The 20438-nt window shown below is 71.5% G+C and carries 17 protein-coding genes; all 17 read right to left on the bottom strand.

The genetic code is table 11. The annotated features are described in order from the left end of the window. Window positions 1–44: 44 nt before the first annotated feature. Entirely contained in the window at window positions 45–3158 is a 3114-nt protein-coding gene (ileS, locus tag DFJ66_RS32270; RefSeq protein ID WP_121226828.1) for an isoleucine--tRNA ligase, read from the bottom strand. Window positions 3159–3404: 246 nt separating this feature from the next. After that, window positions 3405–3929, bottom strand: coding sequence for a hypothetical protein (locus tag DFJ66_RS32260; protein WP_121226824.1), 525 nt, complete (start codon window positions 3927–3929; stop codon window positions 3405–3407). Window positions 3930–3957: 28 nt separating this feature from the next. Continuing rightward, a complete protein-coding gene (wag31, locus tag DFJ66_RS32255) occupies window positions 3958–4773 on the bottom strand; it encodes a DivIVA-like cell division protein Wag31 (protein WP_121226822.1) in 816 nt (271 codons plus the stop codon). Window positions 4774–4818: 45 nt separating this feature from the next. Beyond that, window positions 4819–5103, bottom strand: a complete 285-nt coding sequence (locus DFJ66_RS32250) for a YggT family protein (protein ID WP_121226820.1) — start codon at window positions 5101–5103, stop codon at window positions 4819–4821. Window positions 5104–5123: 20 nt separating this feature from the next. Beyond that, window positions 5124–5741, bottom strand: a complete 618-nt coding sequence (locus tag DFJ66_RS32245; RefSeq protein ID WP_121226818.1) for a cell division protein SepF — start codon at window positions 5739–5741, stop codon at window positions 5124–5126. A 67-nt stretch (window positions 5742–5808) separates the two neighbouring features. Beyond that, window positions 5809–6513 carry a YggS family pyridoxal phosphate-dependent enzyme gene (locus tag DFJ66_RS32240; RefSeq protein ID WP_121226816.1) on the bottom strand — a complete coding sequence of 235 codons (705 nt, stop codon included), beginning with the start codon at window positions 6511–6513 and terminating at the stop codon, window positions 5809–5811. Further along, a complete protein-coding gene (gene pgeF, locus DFJ66_RS32235) occupies window positions 6510–7214 on the bottom strand; it encodes a peptidoglycan editing factor PgeF (protein ID WP_121232049.1) in 705 nt (234 codons plus the stop codon). The genes DFJ66_RS32240 and pgeF overlap by 4 nt, the downstream gene beginning before the upstream one ends. Window positions 7215–7326: 112 nt before the next feature. Next, a complete protein-coding gene (ftsZ, locus tag DFJ66_RS32230) occupies window positions 7327–8643 on the bottom strand; it encodes a cell division protein FtsZ (RefSeq protein ID WP_121232048.1) in 1317 nt (438 codons plus the stop codon). Window positions 8644–8852: 209 nt separating this feature from the next. Next, entirely contained in the window at window positions 8853–9377 is a 525-nt protein-coding gene (locus DFJ66_RS32225) for a DinB family protein (RefSeq protein WP_121226814.1), read from the bottom strand. A gap of 66 nt (window positions 9378–9443) precedes the next feature. Then, entirely contained in the window at window positions 9444–10172 is a 729-nt protein-coding gene (locus DFJ66_RS32220; protein WP_121226812.1) for a cell division protein FtsQ/DivIB, read from the bottom strand. Beyond that, window positions 10169–11563 (bottom strand): UDP-N-acetylmuramate--L-alanine ligase, encoded by a 1395-nt coding sequence (gene murC / locus DFJ66_RS32215; protein ID WP_121226810.1) that lies wholly within the window; start codon window positions 11561–11563, stop codon window positions 10169–10171. Before murC ends, DFJ66_RS32220 begins: the two co-directional genes overlap by 4 nt. Then, complete coding sequence (gene murG, locus DFJ66_RS32210; RefSeq protein WP_121226808.1) at window positions 11560–12663, bottom strand: undecaprenyldiphospho-muramoylpentapeptide beta-N-acetylglucosaminyltransferase; 1104 nt, start codon at window positions 12661–12663, stop codon at window positions 11560–11562. Before murG ends, murC begins: the two co-directional genes overlap by 4 nt. Window positions 12664–12691: 28 nt before the next feature. Continuing rightward, window positions 12692–14128: a putative lipid II flippase FtsW gene (ftsW, locus tag DFJ66_RS32205; RefSeq protein ID WP_121226806.1), complete on the bottom strand. Its 1437-nt coding sequence runs from the start codon at window positions 14126–14128 to the stop codon at window positions 12692–12694. Window positions 14129–14199: 71 nt separating this feature from the next. After that, entirely contained in the window at window positions 14200–15558 is a 1359-nt protein-coding gene (murD, locus tag DFJ66_RS32200; protein ID WP_121226804.1) for a UDP-N-acetylmuramoyl-L-alanine--D-glutamate ligase, read from the bottom strand. 1 nt (window position 15559) lies between these two features. Next, window positions 15560–16648, bottom strand: coding sequence for a phospho-N-acetylmuramoyl-pentapeptide-transferase (mraY, locus tag DFJ66_RS32195; RefSeq protein WP_121226802.1), 1089 nt, complete (start codon window positions 16646–16648; stop codon window positions 15560–15562). Further along, window positions 16645–18108 carry a UDP-N-acetylmuramoyl-tripeptide--D-alanyl-D-alanine ligase gene (locus tag DFJ66_RS32190; RefSeq protein ID WP_121226800.1) on the bottom strand — a complete coding sequence of 488 codons (1464 nt, stop codon included), beginning with the start codon at window positions 18106–18108 and terminating at the stop codon, window positions 16645–16647. The genes mraY and DFJ66_RS32190 overlap by 4 nt, the downstream gene beginning before the upstream one ends. Further along, window positions 18105–19631 (bottom strand): UDP-N-acetylmuramoyl-L-alanyl-D-glutamate--2,6-diaminopimelate ligase, encoded by a 1527-nt coding sequence (locus DFJ66_RS32185; RefSeq protein ID WP_170199784.1) that lies wholly within the window; start codon window positions 19629–19631, stop codon window positions 18105–18107. Before DFJ66_RS32185 ends, DFJ66_RS32190 begins: the two co-directional genes overlap by 4 nt. Between the last annotated feature and the right edge of the window lie 807 nt (window positions 19632–20438).

Here is a 20438-nt window from a genome sequence, read left to right as displayed (position 1 = left end):
GCAGGAATCCCGGCGTCCCAGTCCAGCAGTCCGGTCCGGAAACGTCAGGCGCGGGCCACAGCCACCCGCACCTTGGCCCCGTCACCCACGGCACCCTCGGACCCGTCGGCCACCTCGCCGTAAGCCACCGACGTGCTCAGCGTCTCCGCGGCCACGAACTCCTCGAACCGCCGCACCGCCTCGGCGACCTCGCCGTCCGGCAGCTGCAAGGTCAGCGCGATCCGGTCCGACACGTCCAGCCCGGCGTCCTTGCGGGCCTGCTGCACGACCCGGACCAGGTCCCGCGCCACACCCTCGGCCGCCAGCTCCGCGGTCACGACGGTGTCCAGCACGACCAGCCCGCTGTTGCCCGGCAGGGCCGCCGTGGCGCCCTGGTCCGTGGCGACGAGCCGCTGCTCGTACTCCTCCGGGAACAGCTCGATCCCGGCGGCCACCACCCGACCGTCCACTTCGGACCAGTCACCGGCCTTCACGGCCTTGATGACCTTCTGCACGTCCGGCCCCAACCGGGGACCCGCGACCCGCGCGTTGACCGCGAGCTGGAAGTGCCCGTGCGCGTCGACGTCGGTGGTCAGCTCGACGTCCTTGACGTTCACCTCGTCCCGCAGGACCTCGACGAACGGCTCCAGCTGGGCTACGTCCGACGCCGCGATCACCAGCTTGGCCAACGGCAGCCGCACGCGCAGCTTGTTGGCCTTGCGCAGCGACAACGCGGTCGAGGCCACCTGGCGGACCTGGTCCATCGCGGCCACCAGCGCGTCGTCCGCCGGCAGGTCGGCCACGGCCGGGTAGTCGGTCAGGTGCACCGACCGGCCACCGGTCAGGCCCCGCCACACCACCTCGGTCGTGAACGGCAGCAGCGGCGCGGCCACCCGCGACACGACCTCCAGCACGGTGTGCAGCGTGTCCACGGCGTCCTGGTCGCCGGCCCAGAACCGGTCGCGCGAGCGGCGCACGTACCAGTTCGTCAGGACCTCCAGGAACTCCCGGATGGACGCGCACGCGCCGGAGATGTCGTAGGTCTCCAGCTGCTCGGTCACCCCGGCGACCAGGTCGTGCGTCTTCGCCAGCACGTACCGGTCCAGCACGTGCGGCGAATCCGTCCGCCACTTGCCCTCGACGCCCTCGGCGTTGGCGTACAGCGCGAGGAAGTACCACGAGTTCCACAGCGGCAGCACGGCCTGCCGGACCGCGTCCCGGATGCCCCGCTCGGTGACGATCAGGTCGCCGCCGCGCAGGATCGGCGACGCCATGAGGAACCACCGCATGGCGTCCGAGCCGTCCCGGTCGAACACCTCGTTGACGTCCGGGTAGTTCTTGCGCGACTTGGACATCTTCTGCCCGTCGTCGCCCAGCACGATCCCGTGCGCCACGCAGTTGCTGAACGCCGGCCGGTCGAACAGGGCCGTCGCCAGCACGTGCATGGTGTAGAACCAGCCGCGCGTCTGGCCGTTGTACTCGACGATGAAGTCGCCCGGGTAGTGGTTCTCGAACCACTCGGCGTTCTCGAACGGGTAGTGGACCTGGGCGAAGGACATCGAGCCGGACTCGAACCAGCAGTCCAGCACCTCGGGCACCCGGCGCATGGTGGAGCGCCCGGTCGGGTCGTCCGGGTTGGGCCGGGTCAGCTCGTCGATGCCGGGCCGGTGCAGGTCGGTCGGGCGCACGCCGAAGTCGCGCTCCAGCTCGTCCAGCGAGCCGTAGACGTCCACGCGCGGGTACTCCGGGTCGTCGGACACCCACACCGGGATCGGCGAGCCCCAGAACCGGTTGCGGGAGATGTTCCAGTCCCGCGCGTTCTCCAGCCACTTGCCGAACTGGCCGTCCCGGATGTGCTCGGGCACCCAGTTGATCTGCTTGTTCAGCTCGACCATCCGGTCCTTGAACTGGGACACGGCGACGAACCACGACGAGACCGCGCGCTGGATGAGCGCGTTGTCGCACCGCCAGCAGTGCGGGTACGGGTGGTCGTAGGTCTCGTGGCGCAGCAGCAGGCCCGCGTCCTTCAGGTCGCGGATGATCGCCTTGTTGGCCTCGAAGACCTGCTGGCCCTGGTACGGCGGGACCTCGGCGGTGAACCGGCCGTGCGCGTCGACGGGGACGACTACCTCGATGCCGGCGGCGTCGGTGACGAGCTTGTCCTCCTCACCGAAGGCGGGGGCGATGTGGACGATGCCCGTGCCGTCCTCGGTGGTGACGTAGTCCGCCGTGAGCACCTGGTGGGCGTTCTCGCGGCCGACGAAGAAGTCGAACGGCGGCCGGTACTTCTTGCCGACCAGGTCGGAGCCCTTGTAGCGGGCGACGACGGTCGGCTCCTCGCCCAGCTCGCGGGCGTACGCGGGCACGCGGGCCTCGGCCAGCAGGTACTTGTTGCCGTCCTGGCCCTCGACGGTCACGTAGTCCACGTCGGGGTGCACGGCGGCGGCGAGGTTGGACGGGAGCGTCCACGGGGTCGTCGTCCACACCAGGGCGAGCTCGCCGGTCTCCAGGCGCAGGCCCACCGTCACCGCCGGGTCCTGCCGGTCCCGGTAGGTGTCGTCCATCTTGGTCTCGGTGTTGGACAGCGGCGTCTCGCAGCGCCAGCAGTACCACAGCACGCGGAAGCCCTCGTAGACCAAGCCCTTGTCCCACAAGGTCTTGAAGGCCCACATGACCGATTCCATGTAGTCCAGGTCGAGGGTCTTGTAGTCGTTGTCGAAGTCGACCCAGCGGGCCTGGCGGGTCACGTAGTCGCGCCACTGGTCGGTGTAGCGCAGCACGGAGGTGCGGCAGGCCTCGTTGAACTTCTCGATGCCGAAGGCCTCGATCTCGGACTTGGACGAGAACCCGAGCTGCTTCTCCGCCTCGACCTCGGCGGGCAGGCCGTGGGTGTCCCAGCCGAACCGGCGCTCGACGTGCTTGCCGCGCATGGTCTGGAAGCGCGGGACGACGTCCTTGACGTAGCCGGTCAGCAGGTGGCCGTAGTGCGGCAGGCCGTTGGCGAAGGGCGGGCCGTCGTAGAAGACGAACTCGTTGGCGCCCTTGTCCCCCGCCGGCCGCGCGTCGATCGACGCCTGGAAGGTCGCGTCGGACTTCCAGAAGTCGAGGACGTCCCGCTCGAGGGCGGGGAAGGACGGCTGGGAGGGCACCGGACCCTCGCCTGCCTTGGGGTAGGCCATCGTGCTAGCTCCTCGCGTGCTGTTCTCGCCCGGCACGCGGGGACGACGCGCCCGAGCCGAGTCGGGCACACCGCGGTACCACCCCGCTTGCCGACGCGCACGCGCGACGGCCTCTCGTTGACGGCTGTGACGGGCCGCACCCGTCCGGTTCTACTGGGGCGCTGGTGCGCCTGTTCTTCCGGAGGCTCCCCGGTGATGGCCGGATCGGTGCCTGTACGTCAAGGGTAGCCGGTGCCGGCAAACCGGTTAGCCGTCGGTCGAGCCCGACGACTTCTTCCGGGCCACCAGCACGGCGTCGGGGGTGCACACCGCGCACGGCGTGAACCCCAGCTGCCGGGCCTCGGCGATCGGCAACCCCAGGGTCGCCCGCGAGGCCAGCCACGAGCACGACGCCAGGTGGTAGCGCGGGTGCTCGTCCAGGACCCGGACCTCGTCGGTCAGGTCCGCCACGACCAGCAGGTCGGCGGCGTCCGTGTCCTCTTCACCCGGCTCGACGTCCTGATCGGGTGAAACAGGCGTGTCCGGGACGTCCGCGACCGCGTCTACTTGATCATCGGCGCTAGCCTGGTGATCAGCTCGTTCCACCGCGGTGCCGGCAGCCGCCGGCGCGGGCCCCGACCGGCGGCGCAGCCACCAGTCCCAGACCAGGACCAGGGCCGCGGCGGCGCTCGCGCCCACCGAGAGCCACGCCCAGTGGGTCTGGGCGGTGGTCAGGGCGGGCACGAGCAGCCCCAGGGCTGCCAGCACCAGCAGCAGAACGATGTAGAGCACGTGCGCAGACTAGATCAGCGCCCGTCGATCAGCCCGCTTCGGCGCGCGCCCCGAACGAGTAGCCCTGCTGGCGGCCGTCGGACGGCGCGGCCGGGCCGCGGTCCTGCAGGTCGCGCAGCGAGGACTCCAGCATGGTCTTGAGCCGGGTCCGGTACTCGCGCTCGAACGTCTGGAGCTTGTCGATCTGCTTCTCGAGCGTGTTCTTCTCCTGGGTGATGTTGCCCATCACCTCGGCGTGCTTGCGCTGCGCGTCGCGGTCGAGCGCGCTGGCCTTCTCGCGGGCCTGCCGCTCCAGCGTCTCGGCGCGCGTCCGCGCGTCGTTCAGCATGGTCTCGGCGCGGGTGCGCGCCTCGTTGACCATCGTGTCGGCCTTGGCACGGGCCTCGGAGAGCAGCTGCTCGGACTTGGTCCGGGCCTCCGACAGCATCCCGTCGGCCTCGGCCTTGGCCTCGCCGGTGAGCCGGTCGGCCATCTCCTGGGCCAGACCGAGCACCTTGGCGGCCTGCACGTGGTGGTCACCGCCACCACCGGGCGAGGTCTGCTCCAGCGCCGAGGGGGGTGGCACCGGGGCCAGCCTGCGGGGCTCGTCGACGACCCGGCTGGGACCACCCACGCCCGCGGCGATCTTGGCTCGGGCGTCTTCGAGGTCGGCACGCGCGGTCTCGACCTGCTGGTCGAGCTGCTCGACCTGCTGGCGCAGGTCGTTGTTCTCCTCGATCAGGCGGGCGAGTTCGCCCTCAACCAGGTCGAGGAACGCGTCCACCTCGTCCTCGTTGTAGCCCCGCTTGCCAATCGGCGGCTTGCTGAACGCGACGTTGTGCACGTCCGCGGGGGTCAACGGCATCAGATCACCTCACGCACTCCTGGGCTGTGGACATCCCTGGTCCCCTCACCTGGGATCGGCTACTCGCATCAGAATGATAACGACCAGCAACAGCACAATAATGGACAAGTCCAGCCCGACGCCCCCGATCCGCACGGTCGGGATGAGCCGACGCAGCAGACGGACCGGGGGATCGGTCACGGTGTAGACGGTCTCCAGGGCCACCGCGACGCCGCCCGCCGGACGCCACTGCCTGGCGAAAGTCCGGACGAGCTCGACCACGACGCGGGCCGTGAGCAGCAGCCAGAACGAGAACAGGACGTAGTAGACGACGAGCGCGAGGGCATACACACCGTCAACTGTGCCATCACTCACCCGTGGTTGAGGAACCCGCCCTCCGCGAGTCGCCTCCGGTCCTCCGCCGTCACGTCGATGTTGGGGGGTGAGAGGAGGAACACCTTGTTCGTCACCTTGTCGATCGAGCCGCGCAGCGCGAAGGCGAGCCCCGCGGCGAAGTCGACCAGGCGCTTGGCGTCCGCGTCGTCCATGTCGGTGAGGTTCATGATCACCGGCGTGCCGTCGCGGTAGTGCTCCCCGATGGTCCGCGCCTCGTTGTAGCTGCGCGGGTTGAGCGTGGTGATGCGGCCCAGCGTCTGGCGGGACGGCTCCGGCGCCACCGGGCGGACCCGGCTCACCGGCTCGCGCGACGGCTCCACGGCCAGGGCGCCCTGGGTCGGCTCCGCGGCCCACGACCGGCGCGCACGGCTGCGCGCGTCGGGCTCGTAGTCGTCGGTGTCGTCCAGCTCGGCCCGGTAGCCGCCGTGCGGCCGTCGCCGGCCGTTGCGCTCCGGGTACTCGGGGTAGGCGTCGTAGTCGTCGGCGTCGGACCGGTAGTCGTAGCGCCCGCGCTCACCGTCGTAGTCAGGGTCGTCGGCGTACTCGGCGGGAACCATCCCGAAGTAGGCCTTCAGCTTGTGAAACCCGCTCATGGTCGAGCCCTTCCTCCGCCGATCCCTACCCGCTAGGACGTCGCGGCCGTCCCGAGGTTCCTGCCAGTTACGGCGAGGCTAGCCCCCGGCTGCCCAGCAGCGCTGTTCCGACACGCACGCACGTCGATCCGTGCGCGATGGCATCTTCCAGGTCACCGGACATCCCCGCCGAGATCACGGTGGCAGTGGGATGATCGTCACGCAAGCGGGTTACCGCACCTTGAAGAGCACGAAACGCGACCTCTGGAGACATCCCGAGGGGTGCGACGGTCATCACACCGCGCAGACGAAGTTCACTCGTCCGAGCGACGTAGTCGGCGAGGTCGGGGAGGTCCGGGATCGGGCAGCCGCCGCGGTGGGGGTCGCCGTCGATGCTGACCTGGAGGAGCACGTCCAGCGGGTCGCGGCCGGCGTTGGCCTTGGCCAGGGCGTCGACGAGCCGGGTGGAGTCGACGGCGTCGACCTGGTCGGCCCAGGTCACGACCGACTTGGCCTTGTTGCGCTGGACCGAGCCGACCATGTGCCACCGGGCGTGCGCATCCGGCCTGAGCCGGGCGAACTCCTCGGTCTTGCGGCTCGCCTCCTGGTCGCGGTTCTCGGCGAACTCGGTCAGGCCGAGGTCGCTGAGCAGGGCCACGTCCTGGGCGGGGAAGGTCTTGGTCACCGCGAGCAGGGTCACTTCGCGGTGGTCGCGGCCGGCTCGTTCGCACGCCTGGTGGATGCGCTCCCGGACCTCGGCGAGGTTGGCGGCGAGCTCGTCGCGGCGGCTCATGCGTCGATCCAGACGACGCCGGCGATCCGCCCCGTTCCGGGGTCACGCCGATGGCTGAACAGGGTCTTCTCCTCGACCGTGCAGCGGGGGTCGACGCCGATCTTGCCGACGCCGGCGTCCGCGAGCTGCTGCCAGATGCCGGCGCGCAGGTCCAGCGAGGGCTTGCCCGCGCGGGACTTGGCGGCGCTGCCGGGGAGGTGCTTCTCGACGTCCGCCCGCATCTCGGCCGGCACCTCGTAGCACTGGCCGCACACGGCGGGGCCGAGGAGGACCTCGATCCGGTCCTCGCGGGCGCCGAGCTCGACCATCTTGTCCAGGGCGGCGGGGACGACCCCGACCCGTGCCCCGACCCGGCCCGCGTGGACGGCCCCGACCACCCCGGCTTCCGGGTCGCCGAGCAGGACGGGGACGCAGTCGGCGGTCAGGACGACCAGGCCGAGGCCGGGGGTGGCGGTGACGACGCCGTCAGTGGCTTCGAGCGGTTGCGGTTGGGGGCCGTCGACCGCCTGGACGGTCCGGCCGTGCACCTGCTCCATCCAGACCAGGTGGTCGACGTCGAGCCCGAGGCCCTCGGCGAGCCGGCGGCGGTTGGCGGCGACGGCGGCGGGGTCGTCGCCGACGTGGTCGCCGAGGTTGAACGAGTCGAACGGCGGCTTCGACACCCCGCCTTCGCGGGTGGTCACGACACGACGGATGCGCACCCGCACAGCCTGCCACGCCCCCCGCCGAACCCGATCGAGCCCGGCCACCCCCGAATCGCGAAGAGCCCGCCTCCCCCGGTGGGAAACGGGCTCTCGATGGCGGCCACCTACCTCAGCGGCGCATGAAGGGCGGCACGTCGACCTCGTCGTCCGGGTCGTCGGTCACCGGCACGGCCCGGGACGGCAGGGAGCCGCTCTGGGACAGCGAGCGCGGCACCGTCGGCTGGGGCGGCGTCGGGTAGGTGGGCTGGGGGGTCGCGCCGTTGGTCTGGGTCGGCTGCGGCGGCACGGTCGGGCGCGGCGGGGCCACCGGGGCCTGCTCCACCGGCGGCTGGACCGGCTGGACCGGCTGTGCCACCGGCTGCTGCACCACCTGCTGCTGGGCCACCGGCTGCTGCTGCACCACGCCCGACTGGCCCGGCGCGACCGTCGTGCGCGGCGGGGAGGACAGGGCCTGCGGTTCCAGCTTCTTGTGGGTCGGGCCGCCGCTGTCGAAGCCGGCCGCGATGACCGTCACGCGGACCTCGTCGCCCAGCGAGTCGTCGATGACCGTACCGAAGATGATGTTCGCGTCCGGGTGCGCGGCCTCCTGGACCAGCGACGCCGACTCGTTGATCTCGAACAGGCCCAGGTCCGACCCGCCCGCGATCGACAGCAGCACGCCGTGCGCGCCCTCCATGGACGCCTCCAGCAGCGGCGAGTTGATGGCCTTCTGCGCCGCCTGCACGGCACGGCCCTCACCGCGCGCGGAACCGATGCCCATCAACGCCGAGCCCGCCCCGGACATGACCGACTTGACGTCGGCGAAGTCCAGGTTGATCAGACCGGGTGTCGTGATCAGGTCGGTGATGCCCTGGACACCGGACAGCAGCACCTCGTCGGCCGAGCGGAACGCGTCCATCAGGGAGACACCGATGTCACCCAGCTGGAGCAGCCGGTCGTTCGGGATGACGATGAGCGTGTCGCACTCGTTGCGCAGCGCCTGGATGCCCTCCTCGGCCTGCTTCGCGCGCCGCTTGCCCTCGAAGGAGAACGGGCGGGTCACGACGCCGATGGTCAGCGCGCCGAGCTTGCGGGCGATGGACGCGACGACCGGCGCGCCGCCGGTGCCGGTGCCGCCGCCCTCGCCGGCGGTCACGAAGACCATGTCGGCGCCCTTGAGGACCTCCTCGATCTCCTCGCGGTGGTCCTCGGCGGCCTTGTGGCCGACCTCGGGGTTGGCGCCCGCGCCGAGGCCGCGGGTCAGCTCGCGGCCGATGTCGAGCTTGACGTCGGCGTCGGACATCAGCAGCGCCTGCGCGTCGGTGTTCACCGCGATGAACTCGACGCCCTTGAGCCCGACCTCGATCATCCGGTTGACGGCGTTCACGCCGCCGCCGCCGATGCCGACGACCTTTATCACCGCGAGGTAGTTGTGCGGGGGCGTCATCGGATCCGCCTTCCTGATCGTGTCCGTGCTCATGTGCTGGAGTGGATGACCACCGGTGTCACACCCGGACGGAAGTCCACCCGGATTGAAACCCTCAACCAGAGGTAGAGAGTTATGTCAACCCCGTATGTTCCCGCTGGACGTTATGCACCAAAAAAGCCTCGGTCCAGTTGCCACGCCGTGTTGTGTCCCGACCGGGTGAGCCAGGTCTACTCGCCGGTCACGCCGTCGAGCAGCTCGCGCACCACGTCCAGGTGCCCCGCGTGCCGACCCGTCTCCTCGATGAGGTGGATCAGCACCCAGCGCGCGGAAAGCCTCTTGTCCCCCCGGAACTCCACCTCGTGGTCGAGGTCGAGCCCCGCGACGACGTCGCGGCTCACCTTGCACTGCTCAGCGTAGTCGGCCAGCAATCCCGAGATCGTCTCCCCCGGCTCGATCCGCCAATCGGCGTCCGGGTCCTCCCTCGTGTAGGGGGCGGCGTTGGGCCGTCCGAGCAGGGCGACCTCGAACCAGTAGTGCTCCACCCAGCGCAGGTGCTTGACGATGCCCGCCGCCGTGTTCAGCGGGGACGGCAGGGTGGACCGGCGGGCGTCCTCTTCGGACAGTCCGGCGCACTTCAGCTGGATGGTCCCGCGCAGGAAGTCCAGGAACCCGGTGAGCAGGGTGCGCTCGTCGCCGGTGTAGTCGACCTCGACCCGCTCTTCGGGCTTGGTCACGATCTTCGTCTGGGTCATGCCGCGCAGTATCGCCGCAGGACACCCGGACGACGATCGACTTTCGCCGGCCGGCCGTGGTGAAGATCACGACACGGTCGGCAGCTCCGGGCTGGACACGTCGAACACCGAACCGTCCCGGGTCATCAGGACGTCGAGCACGGCCGCCTTGCGCGGGGTGTCGTCGGGCGAGCCCCACCGCACCTCGCGGCCCGCGGTCAGGGTCAGCTTGACGTCCGCCGGGGTCGTCGCCGACACGGCCAGGACCTCGCGCCGCAGCTGCTCCGGCAGCGCCACGAGCACCGCGACGGCGGCGGGCAGGCCGCGGGCCTGCACCTTCAGCTCCGGCAGGCCCGCCGGCGGCTGGGACACGGTCGCGTAGTCCCGCCCGGTGGCGTCGACCATGTGCGCGCCGTCGCCGGCGTTGATCACGGCGACGGGCGTGCGCTCCTCGATGGTCAGCAGCACCGTGCCGGGCAGGGAGCGGTCCACCCGCACCCCGGCCACCCGGGGCAGCTCGCGCACCCGCGCGGCGACGGCGTCCACGTCGAGCCGGACCAGCGGCGTGCCCGACTCGATCGCGGCGGCCTGGCGGACCTGGTCGGCGGTCAGCTCGACGGTGCCCGCCACGTCCACCTCCCGCACGCCCAGCAGCGGCGTGAACCACACCGCCACCACCAGGCCGGTCACGGTCACCAGGGACAGCAGCGCGACGGCCCGGCGGCGCAGCACCACGCGCCGGGAGGGTCCTCCGCGCCGCGACGGGCGCCGCCGCGACGCGGTGGCGGTGCGGCGGCGCGCCGCCTGGGTCGTCATGCCCGGTCCAGCTCCCCGACGATCTCCGGCCCGAGCATGGTCACGTCGCCCGCGCCCATGGTCACCACCACGTCGCCCTCGCCGACCAGGCCCGCCACCAGCGCGGGCACCCGGTCGAACGACGGCTCGTAGTGCACCTGCGCGGTGTCCGGCGGCACGGCGGAGGCGACCATCGCGCCGGTCACGCCGGGCTCCGGGTCCTCCCGCGCCCCGTACACGTCGAGCACCACGACCTCGTCGGCCAGGCCCAGCGCGGTGCCGAACTCGGCGGCGAACAGCCGGGTCCGCGAGTACAGGTGCGGCTGGAACACCACGACCAGCTTGCCCTCCCCCGCGACCGGCCGGGCGGCGGTGAGCTGCGCGGCGACCTCGGTGGGGTGGTGGGCGTAGTCGTCGTAGACCCGGACGCCGCCGGCGCGGCCCTTGAACTCGAACCGCCGCCGCACCCCGCCGAACGCGCCCAAGCCCTCCAGCACGCAGTCCCGGTCGGCACCCAGCTCCAGCGCGGCCAGCAGGGCGGCGACGGCGTTGCCCGCCATGTGCTCGCCCGGCACGGACACCCGCACGTCCAGCTTCTCGCCGTCGAGGTCGAGCACCGCGATGCCGCCGCCGTCCTCGGGCCGGTAGTCCACCAGGGTTGCCGCACCCGCGCCGGTCGCCGTGCGGCCGTAGGGGCGGACCCGCAGGCCGAGGCCCTTCGCGCGTTCGGCCAGCGCCTTCGCGCCCGGGTCGTCCACGCAGGCGATGAGCACGCCGCCGGGCTCGATGCGCTCCAGGAACGAGTCGAACACCGCGGTGTAGGCCTCGACGGTGCCGTGGTGGTCGAGGTGGTCGGCCTCGACGTTGGTCACCACCGCGACCGAGGGGGCGAAGAACAGGAACGACCCGTCGCTCTCGTCGGCCTCGGCCACGAAGATCCCGCCGGTGCCCTGGTGGGCGTTCGCGCCGGACTCGTTGAGGTCGCCGCCGATGGCGAAGGACGGGTCCATGCGGCAGTGCTGCAACGCCACGGTCAGCATCGACGTGGTGGACGTCTTGCCGTGCGTCCCCGCCACGCAGGCCACCCGGTGGTCCAGCATGAGCGCGGCCAGGGCCTCGGCGCGGCGCAGCACGACCACCCCGCGCTCGCGGGCCGTGGCCAGCTCCGGGTTGTCCTCGCGGATCGCCGTGGACACCACGACCGCCGTGGGGCCGTCGTCGAGCAGGTCGAGGTTCTCGGCGGCGTGACCCACGGCGACCTTCGCGCCCTGCGCGCGCAACGCCAGCACGGTGCGCGAGTCCTTGGCGTCCGAGCCGGACACGTGCGCGCCGCGCGCCAGCAGGATGCGGGCGATCCCGCTCATGCCCGCCCCGCCGATCCCGACGAGGTGAACCCTCTCCAGAACGCTCACTTCTTGATCACATCCAGGACGATCCGGGCGAGCACCTCGTCGGCCTCGCGGTGGCCGGTGCTCAGCGTGGCGGTGGTCATCGCCGCCAGCCTGCCCCGATCGGCGACCAGCGGCACGACGTGCTGGGCGACCCAGTCCGGGGTCAGCTGCTCGTCCGGGACGAGGATGCCGCCGCCGGCGGTCACCACGGGCCCGGCGTTGAGGGCCTGCTCGCCGTTGCCGATGGGCAGCGGCACGAACACCGCGGGCAGGCCCACGGCGGACACCTCGGCGACGGTCATGGCGCCCGCCCGGCACAGCACCGCGTCGGCGGCGGCGTAGGCGAGGTCCATGCGCTCCAGGTACGGCACCGGCACGTACGCGGGCGCACCCGGCACCGCCTGCACCGCCAAGGTGTTCTTCGGCCCGTGGGCGTGCAGCACGCCGATCCCGGCCCGCGCGAACGCCTGCGCCGCGCCGGACACCGCGTTGTTGATCGACCGCGCGCCCTGCGAGCCGCCGAACACCAGCAGCGTCGGGGCGTTGGGGTCGAGGCCGAAGTGGGCGCGGGCTTGGGCGCGCAGGGCGGCCCGGTCCAGCGAGGTGATCGAGTGCCGCAGCGGGATGCCGATGATCTCGGCGTCGGTCAGGCCCGAGTCCGGCACGGCGGCGGCCACGCGCTCGGCGAACTTCGCGCCGACCTTGTTCGCCAGGCCCGCCTTGGCGTTGGCCTCGTGCACCACGATCGGCACCCGGCCGCGCGCGGCGAGGTAGGCGGGCAGCGAGACGTACCCGCCGAACCCGACCACGACGTCGGCGTGGTGGCGTTCCAGCACCTCCCGGGTGCGCTTGACGGACTCGCGCACCCGCAGCGGCAGCTTCAGCAGGTCGGGCGACGGCTTGCGCGGCATCGGCACCGGCGGGATCAGCTCAAGCGGGTAGCCGCGGGCGGGCACGAGCTTGTTCTCCAGCCCGCGCTCGGTGCCCAGCGCGACCACGCGCGCGTCGGGCCGCAGCCGCTTGACCGCGTCGGCCAGGGCCAGGGCGGGCTCGATGTGCCCGGCGGTGCCGCCTCCGGCGACCACCACGCACGGTCCGGCCTGCTGGGGAACCCCGGTCACGCACTTCCTCCTTGTGTCGTGGGTCGGGCTAACGCCCGTCGCGGCGCCGGGACCGGTCCTGGGTCGCCCGGCGCGAGTCGCGCCGACGGTACTCCGACGGCGGAGCGTGACGGCCGGCCATCCTCCGTTCGTCCACCGGCGGCGGCGCGGCCTTGCGGCTGCGCGGCGGCGGGGACGGTCGGACGGGCCGGCGCTTGGGCGGCGGCTTGTAGGCCTCGGGCGCGGGCAGCTTCAGCACGCCGCCGACCCGGCCGGGACCCAGCGACCGCAGCGCGGACACGGCTTCCGGCTCGTGCCGGGCGCAGTTGGCCAGGATGCCGAACACGACCATCGTGGTGACGATCGACGTGCCACCCGAGGAGATCATCGGCAGCGTGATGCCGGTGACCGGCAGCAACCGCACCACGTACCCGATGTTGATCGCGGCCTGCGCCACCAGCCACACGGTCAGCGTCGCCGACACCAGCCGGATCCACGGGTCGGTGTTGCGCGCGGCGATCCGCAGGCCCACCACGGCCAGCAGCGCGAACAGGCCCAGCACCAGCAGGCAGCCGATGAAACCGAGCTCCTCGCCGATCACCGCGAAGATGAAATCGCTGTGCACGTTCGGCAAATAGCGCCACTTGGAACTGCCGTTGGTCAGGCCCTTGCCGAAGAACCCGCCCTCCGCCAAGGCGAACATCGCCTGCCGGGCCTGGAGTCCGGCGCCCGTCGGGTCCTTGTCCGGGTCCAGGTAGGTGAGCACCCGCTCGAGCCGGTAGGTCGCGCCGACCGCCAACACCGCCGCACTCGCCGCGGCGCCGATCGCCATCACGCCGAACAACCGCATCGGCGCGCCCACGAACCACATCAGGCTGATCAGGACCACGCCGAGCGTGATCGTGCCGCCGAGGTCGGGCTGGAGCATCACCAGCGCGAACACCAGCAGGGCGACGGGAACCACGGGCACCAGCAGGTGCCGGTACTGGTCCAGCAGCGCCCGCTTGGTGACCAGGACGTGGGCGCCCCACAACGCCATCGCGAGCTTCGCGGCCTCGATCGGCTGGAACGACACGGGTCCCACGGTGAACCAGGACTGCGCGCCACCCGCGACCGTCCCGAGTGGAGTGAGGACCAGGCCCAGCATGACCACGCACGCCAGCATCGCCATCATGCTGCTCTGCCGGATCGTGCGCAGCGGGACGCGCAGCACGACCAGGAACAAGATCGCCCCGACCGCCACGTACAGCAACTGCTTCTGGAAGACGCTGTAGGCCGAGGCCCCGTCCGCGACCTCGCCGGGCGCCGAGGCGGACAGCACCATCACCAGGCCCAGCACGGTCAGCAGGCCGAAGATCGCGAGCAGCAGGTGGAAGTCCGCGAGCGGCCGGCCCAACCACGCGGTGAGCGCACTGCGAACGGCAACCACCTTCACCGTCCGCTTGGGCCGCCCGCCCCGCTCCACCGCTCTGTCCACCGCTGTCATGCGTGCATCGTCTCCCGCCCCGCACGGGGAAAGGTGAAAATCCGCCGCGTGTCGCCCACACCCAACGCGGATCAGACGTGACCGGTGAGCTCCCGCACGGCCTCCGCGAACGCCTGCCCCCGGTGGGCGTAGTCGGTGAACATGTCCATCGACGCCGCCGCCGGCGCGAGCACCACCGCGTCACCGGGCTGCGCCATCGACCGCGCCGCCCGCACGGCGTCCCGCATGGTCGCGTCCTCCAACACCGCCACCGGCACGGACGGCGCGTACTTGGCCAACGCCGCCGCGATCACCTCACGGTCCGCCCCGATCAGCACGGCCCCGCGCAGCCGGTGCGACTCTCCCCGCACCAGGTCGTCCACCGACGCGCCCTTCAACAACCCACCGGCCACCCACACGACGCTGTCGTACGACCGCAGCGACGCCGAGGCCGCGTGCGGGTTGGTGGCCTTCGAGTCGTTGACGTACGTGATCTCCTCGCACACCGCCACGACCTCCGCCCGGTGCGCGCCCGGCCGAAAATCACGCAACCCCTGCCGCACGGCCTCCGCCGACACACCGTGCGCCCGCGCCAGGGCGGCGGCGGCCAACGCGTCCGCCAACCCGGGCGGACCCGCCGGGTGCACCTCGGACACCGCCGCCAGCACGGTGTCCGGCCCGAACGCCCGGTCCACCAGGTTGCCGTCCAACACGCCGAGCTGCCCCTCCTGGGGCTCACCCAACGTGAAACCGACATGCGCCGGCGCGGGAGCCTCCGACAGCAAGCGCGACACGTACGGGTCGTCCACCCCCGCCACGGCCACCTCGCCGGTCAGCACCTGCGCCTTGGCCCGCGCGTACGCCTCGAACGACCCGTGCCAGTCCAGGTGGTCCTCGGCCAGGTTCAGCAGCACCCCCGCCGCCGGCCGCACGGACGGCGACCAGTGCAGCTGGAAGCTCGACAGCTCCACCGCCAGCACCCGGTGCCCGGCCAGCAACGCGTCCACCACCGGCAGCCCGACGTTCCCGCACGCCACGGCGTCGATGCCGGCCGCCCGCAGGATCGACTCCAGCATCCCGACCGTGGTGGTCTTGCCGTTGGTGCCGGTCACCGCGAGCCACGCGGGCGGGTCGGCCAGTTCCAGGCCCATCCGCCACGCCAGCTCGACCTCGCCGATCACCTCGACGCCCGCCGCGCGCGCCGCCAGCAGCAGCGGGCTGTCCGGACGCCACCCCGGCGAGGTCACGACCAGTTCCGCGGACGACGGCGGCGCGACCAGCCCCGGCACCAGCGCCACCCCGGGCAGCAACGGCTCCAGGGCGTCCAGCCGGTCAGGCGAACCATCGGTCACGGTCACCGAGGCACCCGCCGCCAGCAGGGCCTCGGCGGCGGACCGGCCGGTCACGCCCGCGCCGGCGACCAGGACGTCGCGACCGGCCAGGAACCCCACGTCAGCTCCCCGCCGCGGTGAGCCACTCGCTGTAGAACAGGCCCAGGCCCAACATGCAGCACATGCCCGCCATCAGCCAGAACCGGATGATGACCGTGGTTTCCGCCCACCCGGCGAGTTCGAAGTGGTGGTGGAACGGGGCCATGCGGAACAACCGCCGCCGGGACGTCCGGAACACCGCCACCTGCAACACCACCGACAGCGCCTCGACCACGAAGATGCCGCCGATCACGACCATCAGCAGCTCGGTGCGGGTCGCGATGGACAGCCCCGCGACCAGACCACCCAGCGCCAGCGACCCGGTGTCACCCATGAAGATCTTGGCCGGCGCGGCGTTCCACCACAGGAAGCCGATGCAGCCCGCCATCGCGGCGGCGGCCACCAGCGCCAGGTCCAGCGGGTCACGCACCTCGTAGCAGCCCGCCACCAGCAGGTTGGAGCAGTTGTATCGGAACTGCCAGAAGCTGATCACCACGTACGTGCCGAGCACCATCGCGGACGTGCCGCCCGCGAGGCCGTCGAGGCCGTCGGTGAGGTTGACCGCGTTGGACCACGCGGAGATCGCCGCGTAGCAGAACACCACGAACCCGACGACGCCGAACGACACCACCGCGATGTCCCGCACGAACGACAGGTTCACCGACGCCGGGGTCAGGCCCTGCCGGTTCGGGAACTGCATCACCAGGATGGCGAAGATGATGGTGGCGACGAACTGGCCGACCAGCTTGGCGGTCTTGTTCAGGCCCAGGTTGCGCTGCTTGCGGATCTTGATGAAGTCGTCGAGGAAGCCGACGATGCCCAGCGACGTGGTCAGCATGAGCACCAGCAGGCCGGACGCGCTGGGCGTCTGCTCCTTCGCCGCGTCGGACATCGAGTTGACCAGGTGCGCGCCGAGGTAGCCCGCCCACATCGCGACCAGGATGGCCACACCGCCCATGGTGGGCGTGCCGCGCTTGGTCTTGTGGGACTGCGGGCCTTCCTCGCGGATCTCCTGGCCGAAGCCCTGCCGCGAGAAGATCTTGATCAGGTACGGCGTCAGCATGATCGACGCGATCAGCGCGATGGCCGCCGCGATGAGGATGCTCTTCACTTGCTGACCGCCTCCAGGAGGGCCTCGGCAACCCGCCACAGGCCGTATGAGTTGGATGCCTTCACCAGCACGACGTCACCCGGCCGCACCTGGTCGCGCAGCAGCTCCACGGCCGCCGCCACATCCGGCACCAATACCGCTTCTTCGCCCCATGATCCTTCCAGGTGCGCACCTTGGTGCATCGGGCGGGCTTGGTCCCCGACGACGACCAGCTTGTTGATGTCCAGGCGCACGGCGAGCCTGCCGATCTCGTCGTGCGCGCGGACGTGGTCGTCGCCCAGCTCGGCCATCGGACCGAGGACGGCCCAGCTGCGTCGGGCGGGGGTGGTGGCCCGCGAGATGGTGGCGAGCGACTTGAGCGCCGCGCGGACCGACTCGGGGTTGGCGTTGTAGGCGTCGTTGACGATCGTCACACCGTCAGGACGTTCGACCACCGCCATGCGATGCGCGGAAACCCGTTCGGCTTGCGACAACGCGTCCGCGACCTGCTGCGGGGTCGCCCCCAGGCGCAGGGCGATCGCGGCGGCGGTCAACGCGTTGCCGACCTGGTGCGGCCCGTGCACGGCCAACCGCACGGGGACCCGATGGCTGCGCGTGACCAGCGTGAACGCGGCGCGGGCCGTGGCGTCCAACTCGATGTCGACCGCCCGCACGTGGGCATCCGGGTGCTCGCCGACCAGGACGACCTCGGCCCTGGTCCGCGCGGCCATGCCCGCCACCAACGGGTCGTCGGCGTTGAGCACCGCGATCCCGTTGCCGGGCAGGGCCTCCACCAGCTCGCCCTTGGCCTGCGCGATGCCCTCGCGGGACCCGAACTCGCCGAGGTGCGCGCTGCCGACGTTGAGCACCGCACCGACCTTGGGTGGCGCCACCGTGCACAGCGCGGCGATGTGGCCACGGCCGCGCGCGGACAGCTCCAGCACCAGGAACCGAGTCGACTCGTCGGCGCGCAGCACCGTCCACGGGTGGCCCAGCTCGTTGTTGAACGACCCGGGCGGCGCGATGGTCGGTCCCAGGGGAGCGAGCACCTGGGCGATGAGGTCCTTGGTCGAGGTCTTGCCCGACGAGCCGGTGACCCCGATCACGGTCAGGTCGGGGAGCCGGTCCACGACGTGCCGGGCGAGCTTCGCCAACGCCGCCAACACCGCCGCACCCGCGCCGTCCGTGTCCCCCGACAGGACGTAGGCGTTGCCGTGCTCCTTCTCGACGGCCGGTGCAACAACGGTCGGCACACCGTCCACCGGACGACCCGCCAGCACACCCACCGCACCGGCCTCGACGGCCTGCGCGGCGAAGTCGTGGCCGTCGACCCGGGCACCGGGCAGGGCCAGGAACAGCCCGCCCGCCGTGACCTTGCGGGTGTCGAACTCGACGGAGCCGGTGACCACCGGCGTGCCGTCCGTGCCGTGGAGGGTGCCGCCGACGGCGTCGGCGATCTCGGCCAGGCTGAGCGGGATCACCGGCGGACCTCTCTGATCGCGTGCGCGAGGGTGTCGGCGTCGGAGAACGGGTGCACGACGCCCGCCACCTCTTGCCCGGTCTCGTGGCCCTTGCCCGCGACGACGACGACGTCACCGGGCCGGGCGAGGCCCACGGCGTGCTCGATGGCCGCACGCCGGTCCCCGATCTCCAGGACTTCGCCCCGGTCCCCGTCGGGCACGTTCAGCGCGCCCGCCAGCATCGCGGCCCGGATCGCGGCCGGGTCCTCGCTGCGCGGGTTGTCGTCGGTGACGATCAGGACGTCACTGCGCCGGGCCGCCTCTTCGCCCATCAGCGGCCGCTTGGCCGTGTCCCGGTCGCCACCACACCCCAGCACCGTGATGATCCGACCGGTCGCCCGAGCTCGCACGGCGTCCAACGCCAACGCCACGGCCTGCGGCTTGTGGGAGTAGTCGACGACGGCGGTGAAGTCCTGCCCCTCGTCCACGCGCTGCATCCGACCGGGCACCTGCACGTCCGCAAGGCCACGCCGGATCGACTCGGCGTCGACGCCCCGCGCGTGCAGCATGGCGGTCGCCAGCAGCGCGTTGGCCACGTTGAACTCGCCGGGCAACCGCAACTCGACGTCAAAGCTCACCGGCCCGTGCACGACGAACCGCTGCTCGCCAGTCGCGGACACCGTGATGTCCGAAGCCGTCCAGTCCGCTTCCCCGGTGGTGGACACCGTGACGGTCTCCGGCTTGACCAGCCGCCGCCCCCACTCGCCGTCCACGCACACGACTTCCTGCCGGGCGCGGCCGTCGAACAGCAGGGCCTTGGTCTGGAAGTAGTCCTCCATGGACGGGTGGAAGTCCAGGTGGTCCTGCGAGAGGTTGGTGAACCCGGCCACCGCGAACCCGACCCCACCGACCCGCCCCAGCCGCAGGGCGTGGCTGGACACCTCCATGACCACGTCCGTCACCCCGCGCTCGGCCATGACGGCGAGCAGCGCGTGCAGATCGGGCGCTTCGGGCGTGGTGAGCGCGCTGTCCAGCCGCTCCCCCGCGATCCGCGTCTCGACCGTCCCGATCAACCCGGTCGTCCGCCCGGCCGCGCGCAACGCCGACTCCACCATGTAGCTGGTGGTCGTCTTGCCGGACGTCCCGGTGACCCCCCAGACCGCGACCTTCGTGGCGGGTTCGCCGTAAACCCGGGCAGCCAGCGCCCCGAGCACCTCACGCGGTTCCGGGTGCACCAGAACGGGCACAGCAGCCCGCACCTTGGCGGCCCCGACCTCATCGGTCAACACCGCCACCGCCCCCAGGGCAACGGCCTGGTCGACGAAGTCCGCGCCATGCGCACGAGCCCCGGGCAACGCGGCGAACAGATCACCGGCCTTCACGTGCTGGGCGCGCAAGGTCACACCGGAAACAGGCGTGTGCGCACGATCGGGCGCGGTCAGGTGCGCGTCCACGGTCGAGGCGAGCTCGGACACGGCGACGGGCTGGACGCGGGAAGGGCGAGGCGGGGCGGTCGCGACCTTGCCCTCAAGCTTGGCAGGCACGCGCGGAAGGCTACCGGCGCACGGAGCGTGTCCACCCACCACGTCCACTCCGGACACCGAAAACCCTTTGCACACCAGCCCGAAAACCCACCCTGACCACCCAACTTCCGCCAGCCGAAACCCACCCACCGGCAGTGCACCACCACCCCGCCCACAACGAGAGCCCGCCGGTACCAACCACCACCCGCAAGCCCGCTTGACCCACCACCCACCGGCCGCGCCGCTTCCACGCCCGAAGGGCGGAGCGCTTTCCCGCCGAAGGCGCGCTTTCCCGCCAAAGGCGCGCTTTCCCGCCGCAGGCACGCTTTCCGCGCCGCAGGCGCGAGCCCGAGCTGCACAGCCCACAGGAAGGGCCTCGGTTTCTTTCCCCGTACGGCCTGGGCGCAGCCCAACCACACTTGGTCCGTTTGAGCAACCAGCTTTTCCGGTTGCTCAAACGGGCCAAGTGTGGTTGCCTCCGGCAGGCCGTACGGGGAAAGAAACCGACGCCCTTCCACCCCCGGGGGCCTGCCCAGCGGCGAGCGTCTGCTTTTGATCTTTCAAGAGCGCGAAGCGCGTTCGAGCTTGCGGAGAGCGGAGCGCGCCCTGGTAGGACCCGCGAAGCGTGGCTTGAGAGCGAAGCGTTCCAGCTCAAAGATTGAAAGAGCCTCGCCGGCGGGCAGGCCGCCAAGGATGGACGAAAAAGAAAGGGCGGGGGCTTTTCCGTCATCCCCGTACGGCCTGGTGGAACCTACCACATTTTCCAGGGGTTGCCGCTAAAATTTTTGCTCGTCCCTCACAAAAATTTCGGCCGCAACCCCTGGAAAA

Source organism: Saccharothrix variisporea (assembly GCF_003634995.1).
Lineage (GTDB): Bacteria > Actinomycetota > Actinomycetes > Mycobacteriales > Pseudonocardiaceae > Actinosynnema > Actinosynnema variisporeum.
This window is presented reverse-complemented; position numbering and strand designations above follow the sequence as displayed.

Coding starts and splice junctions, on each gene's coding strand:
- ileS (WP_121226828.1), bottom strand. CDS start 3,158: ATGGCCTACCCCAAGGCAGGCGAGGGTCCGGTGCCCTCCCAGCCGTCC.
- wag31 (WP_121226822.1), bottom strand. CDS start 4,773: ATGCCGTTGACCCCCGCGGACGTGCACAACGTCGCGTTCAGCAAGCCG.
- DFJ66_RS32245 (WP_121226818.1), bottom strand. CDS start 5,741: ATGAGCGGGTTTCACAAGCTGAAGGCCTACTTCGGGATGGTTCCCGCC.
- DFJ66_RS32240 (WP_121226816.1), bottom strand. CDS start 6,513: ATGAGCCGCCGCGACGAGCTCGCCGCCAACCTCGCCGAGGTCCGGGAG.
- ftsZ (WP_121232048.1), bottom strand. CDS start 8,643: ATGACGCCCCCGCACAACTACCTCGCGGTGATAAAGGTCGTCGGCATC.
- DFJ66_RS32225 (WP_121226814.1), bottom strand. CDS start 9,377: ATGACCCAGACGAAGATCGTGACCAAGCCCGAAGAGCGGGTCGAGGTC.
- DFJ66_RS32220 (WP_121226812.1), bottom strand. CDS start 10,172: ATGACGACCCAGGCGGCGCGCCGCCGCACCGCCACCGCGTCGCGGCGG.
- ftsW (WP_121226806.1), bottom strand. CDS start 14,128: ATGACAGCGGTGGACAGAGCGGTGGAGCGGGGCGGGCGGCCCAAGCGG.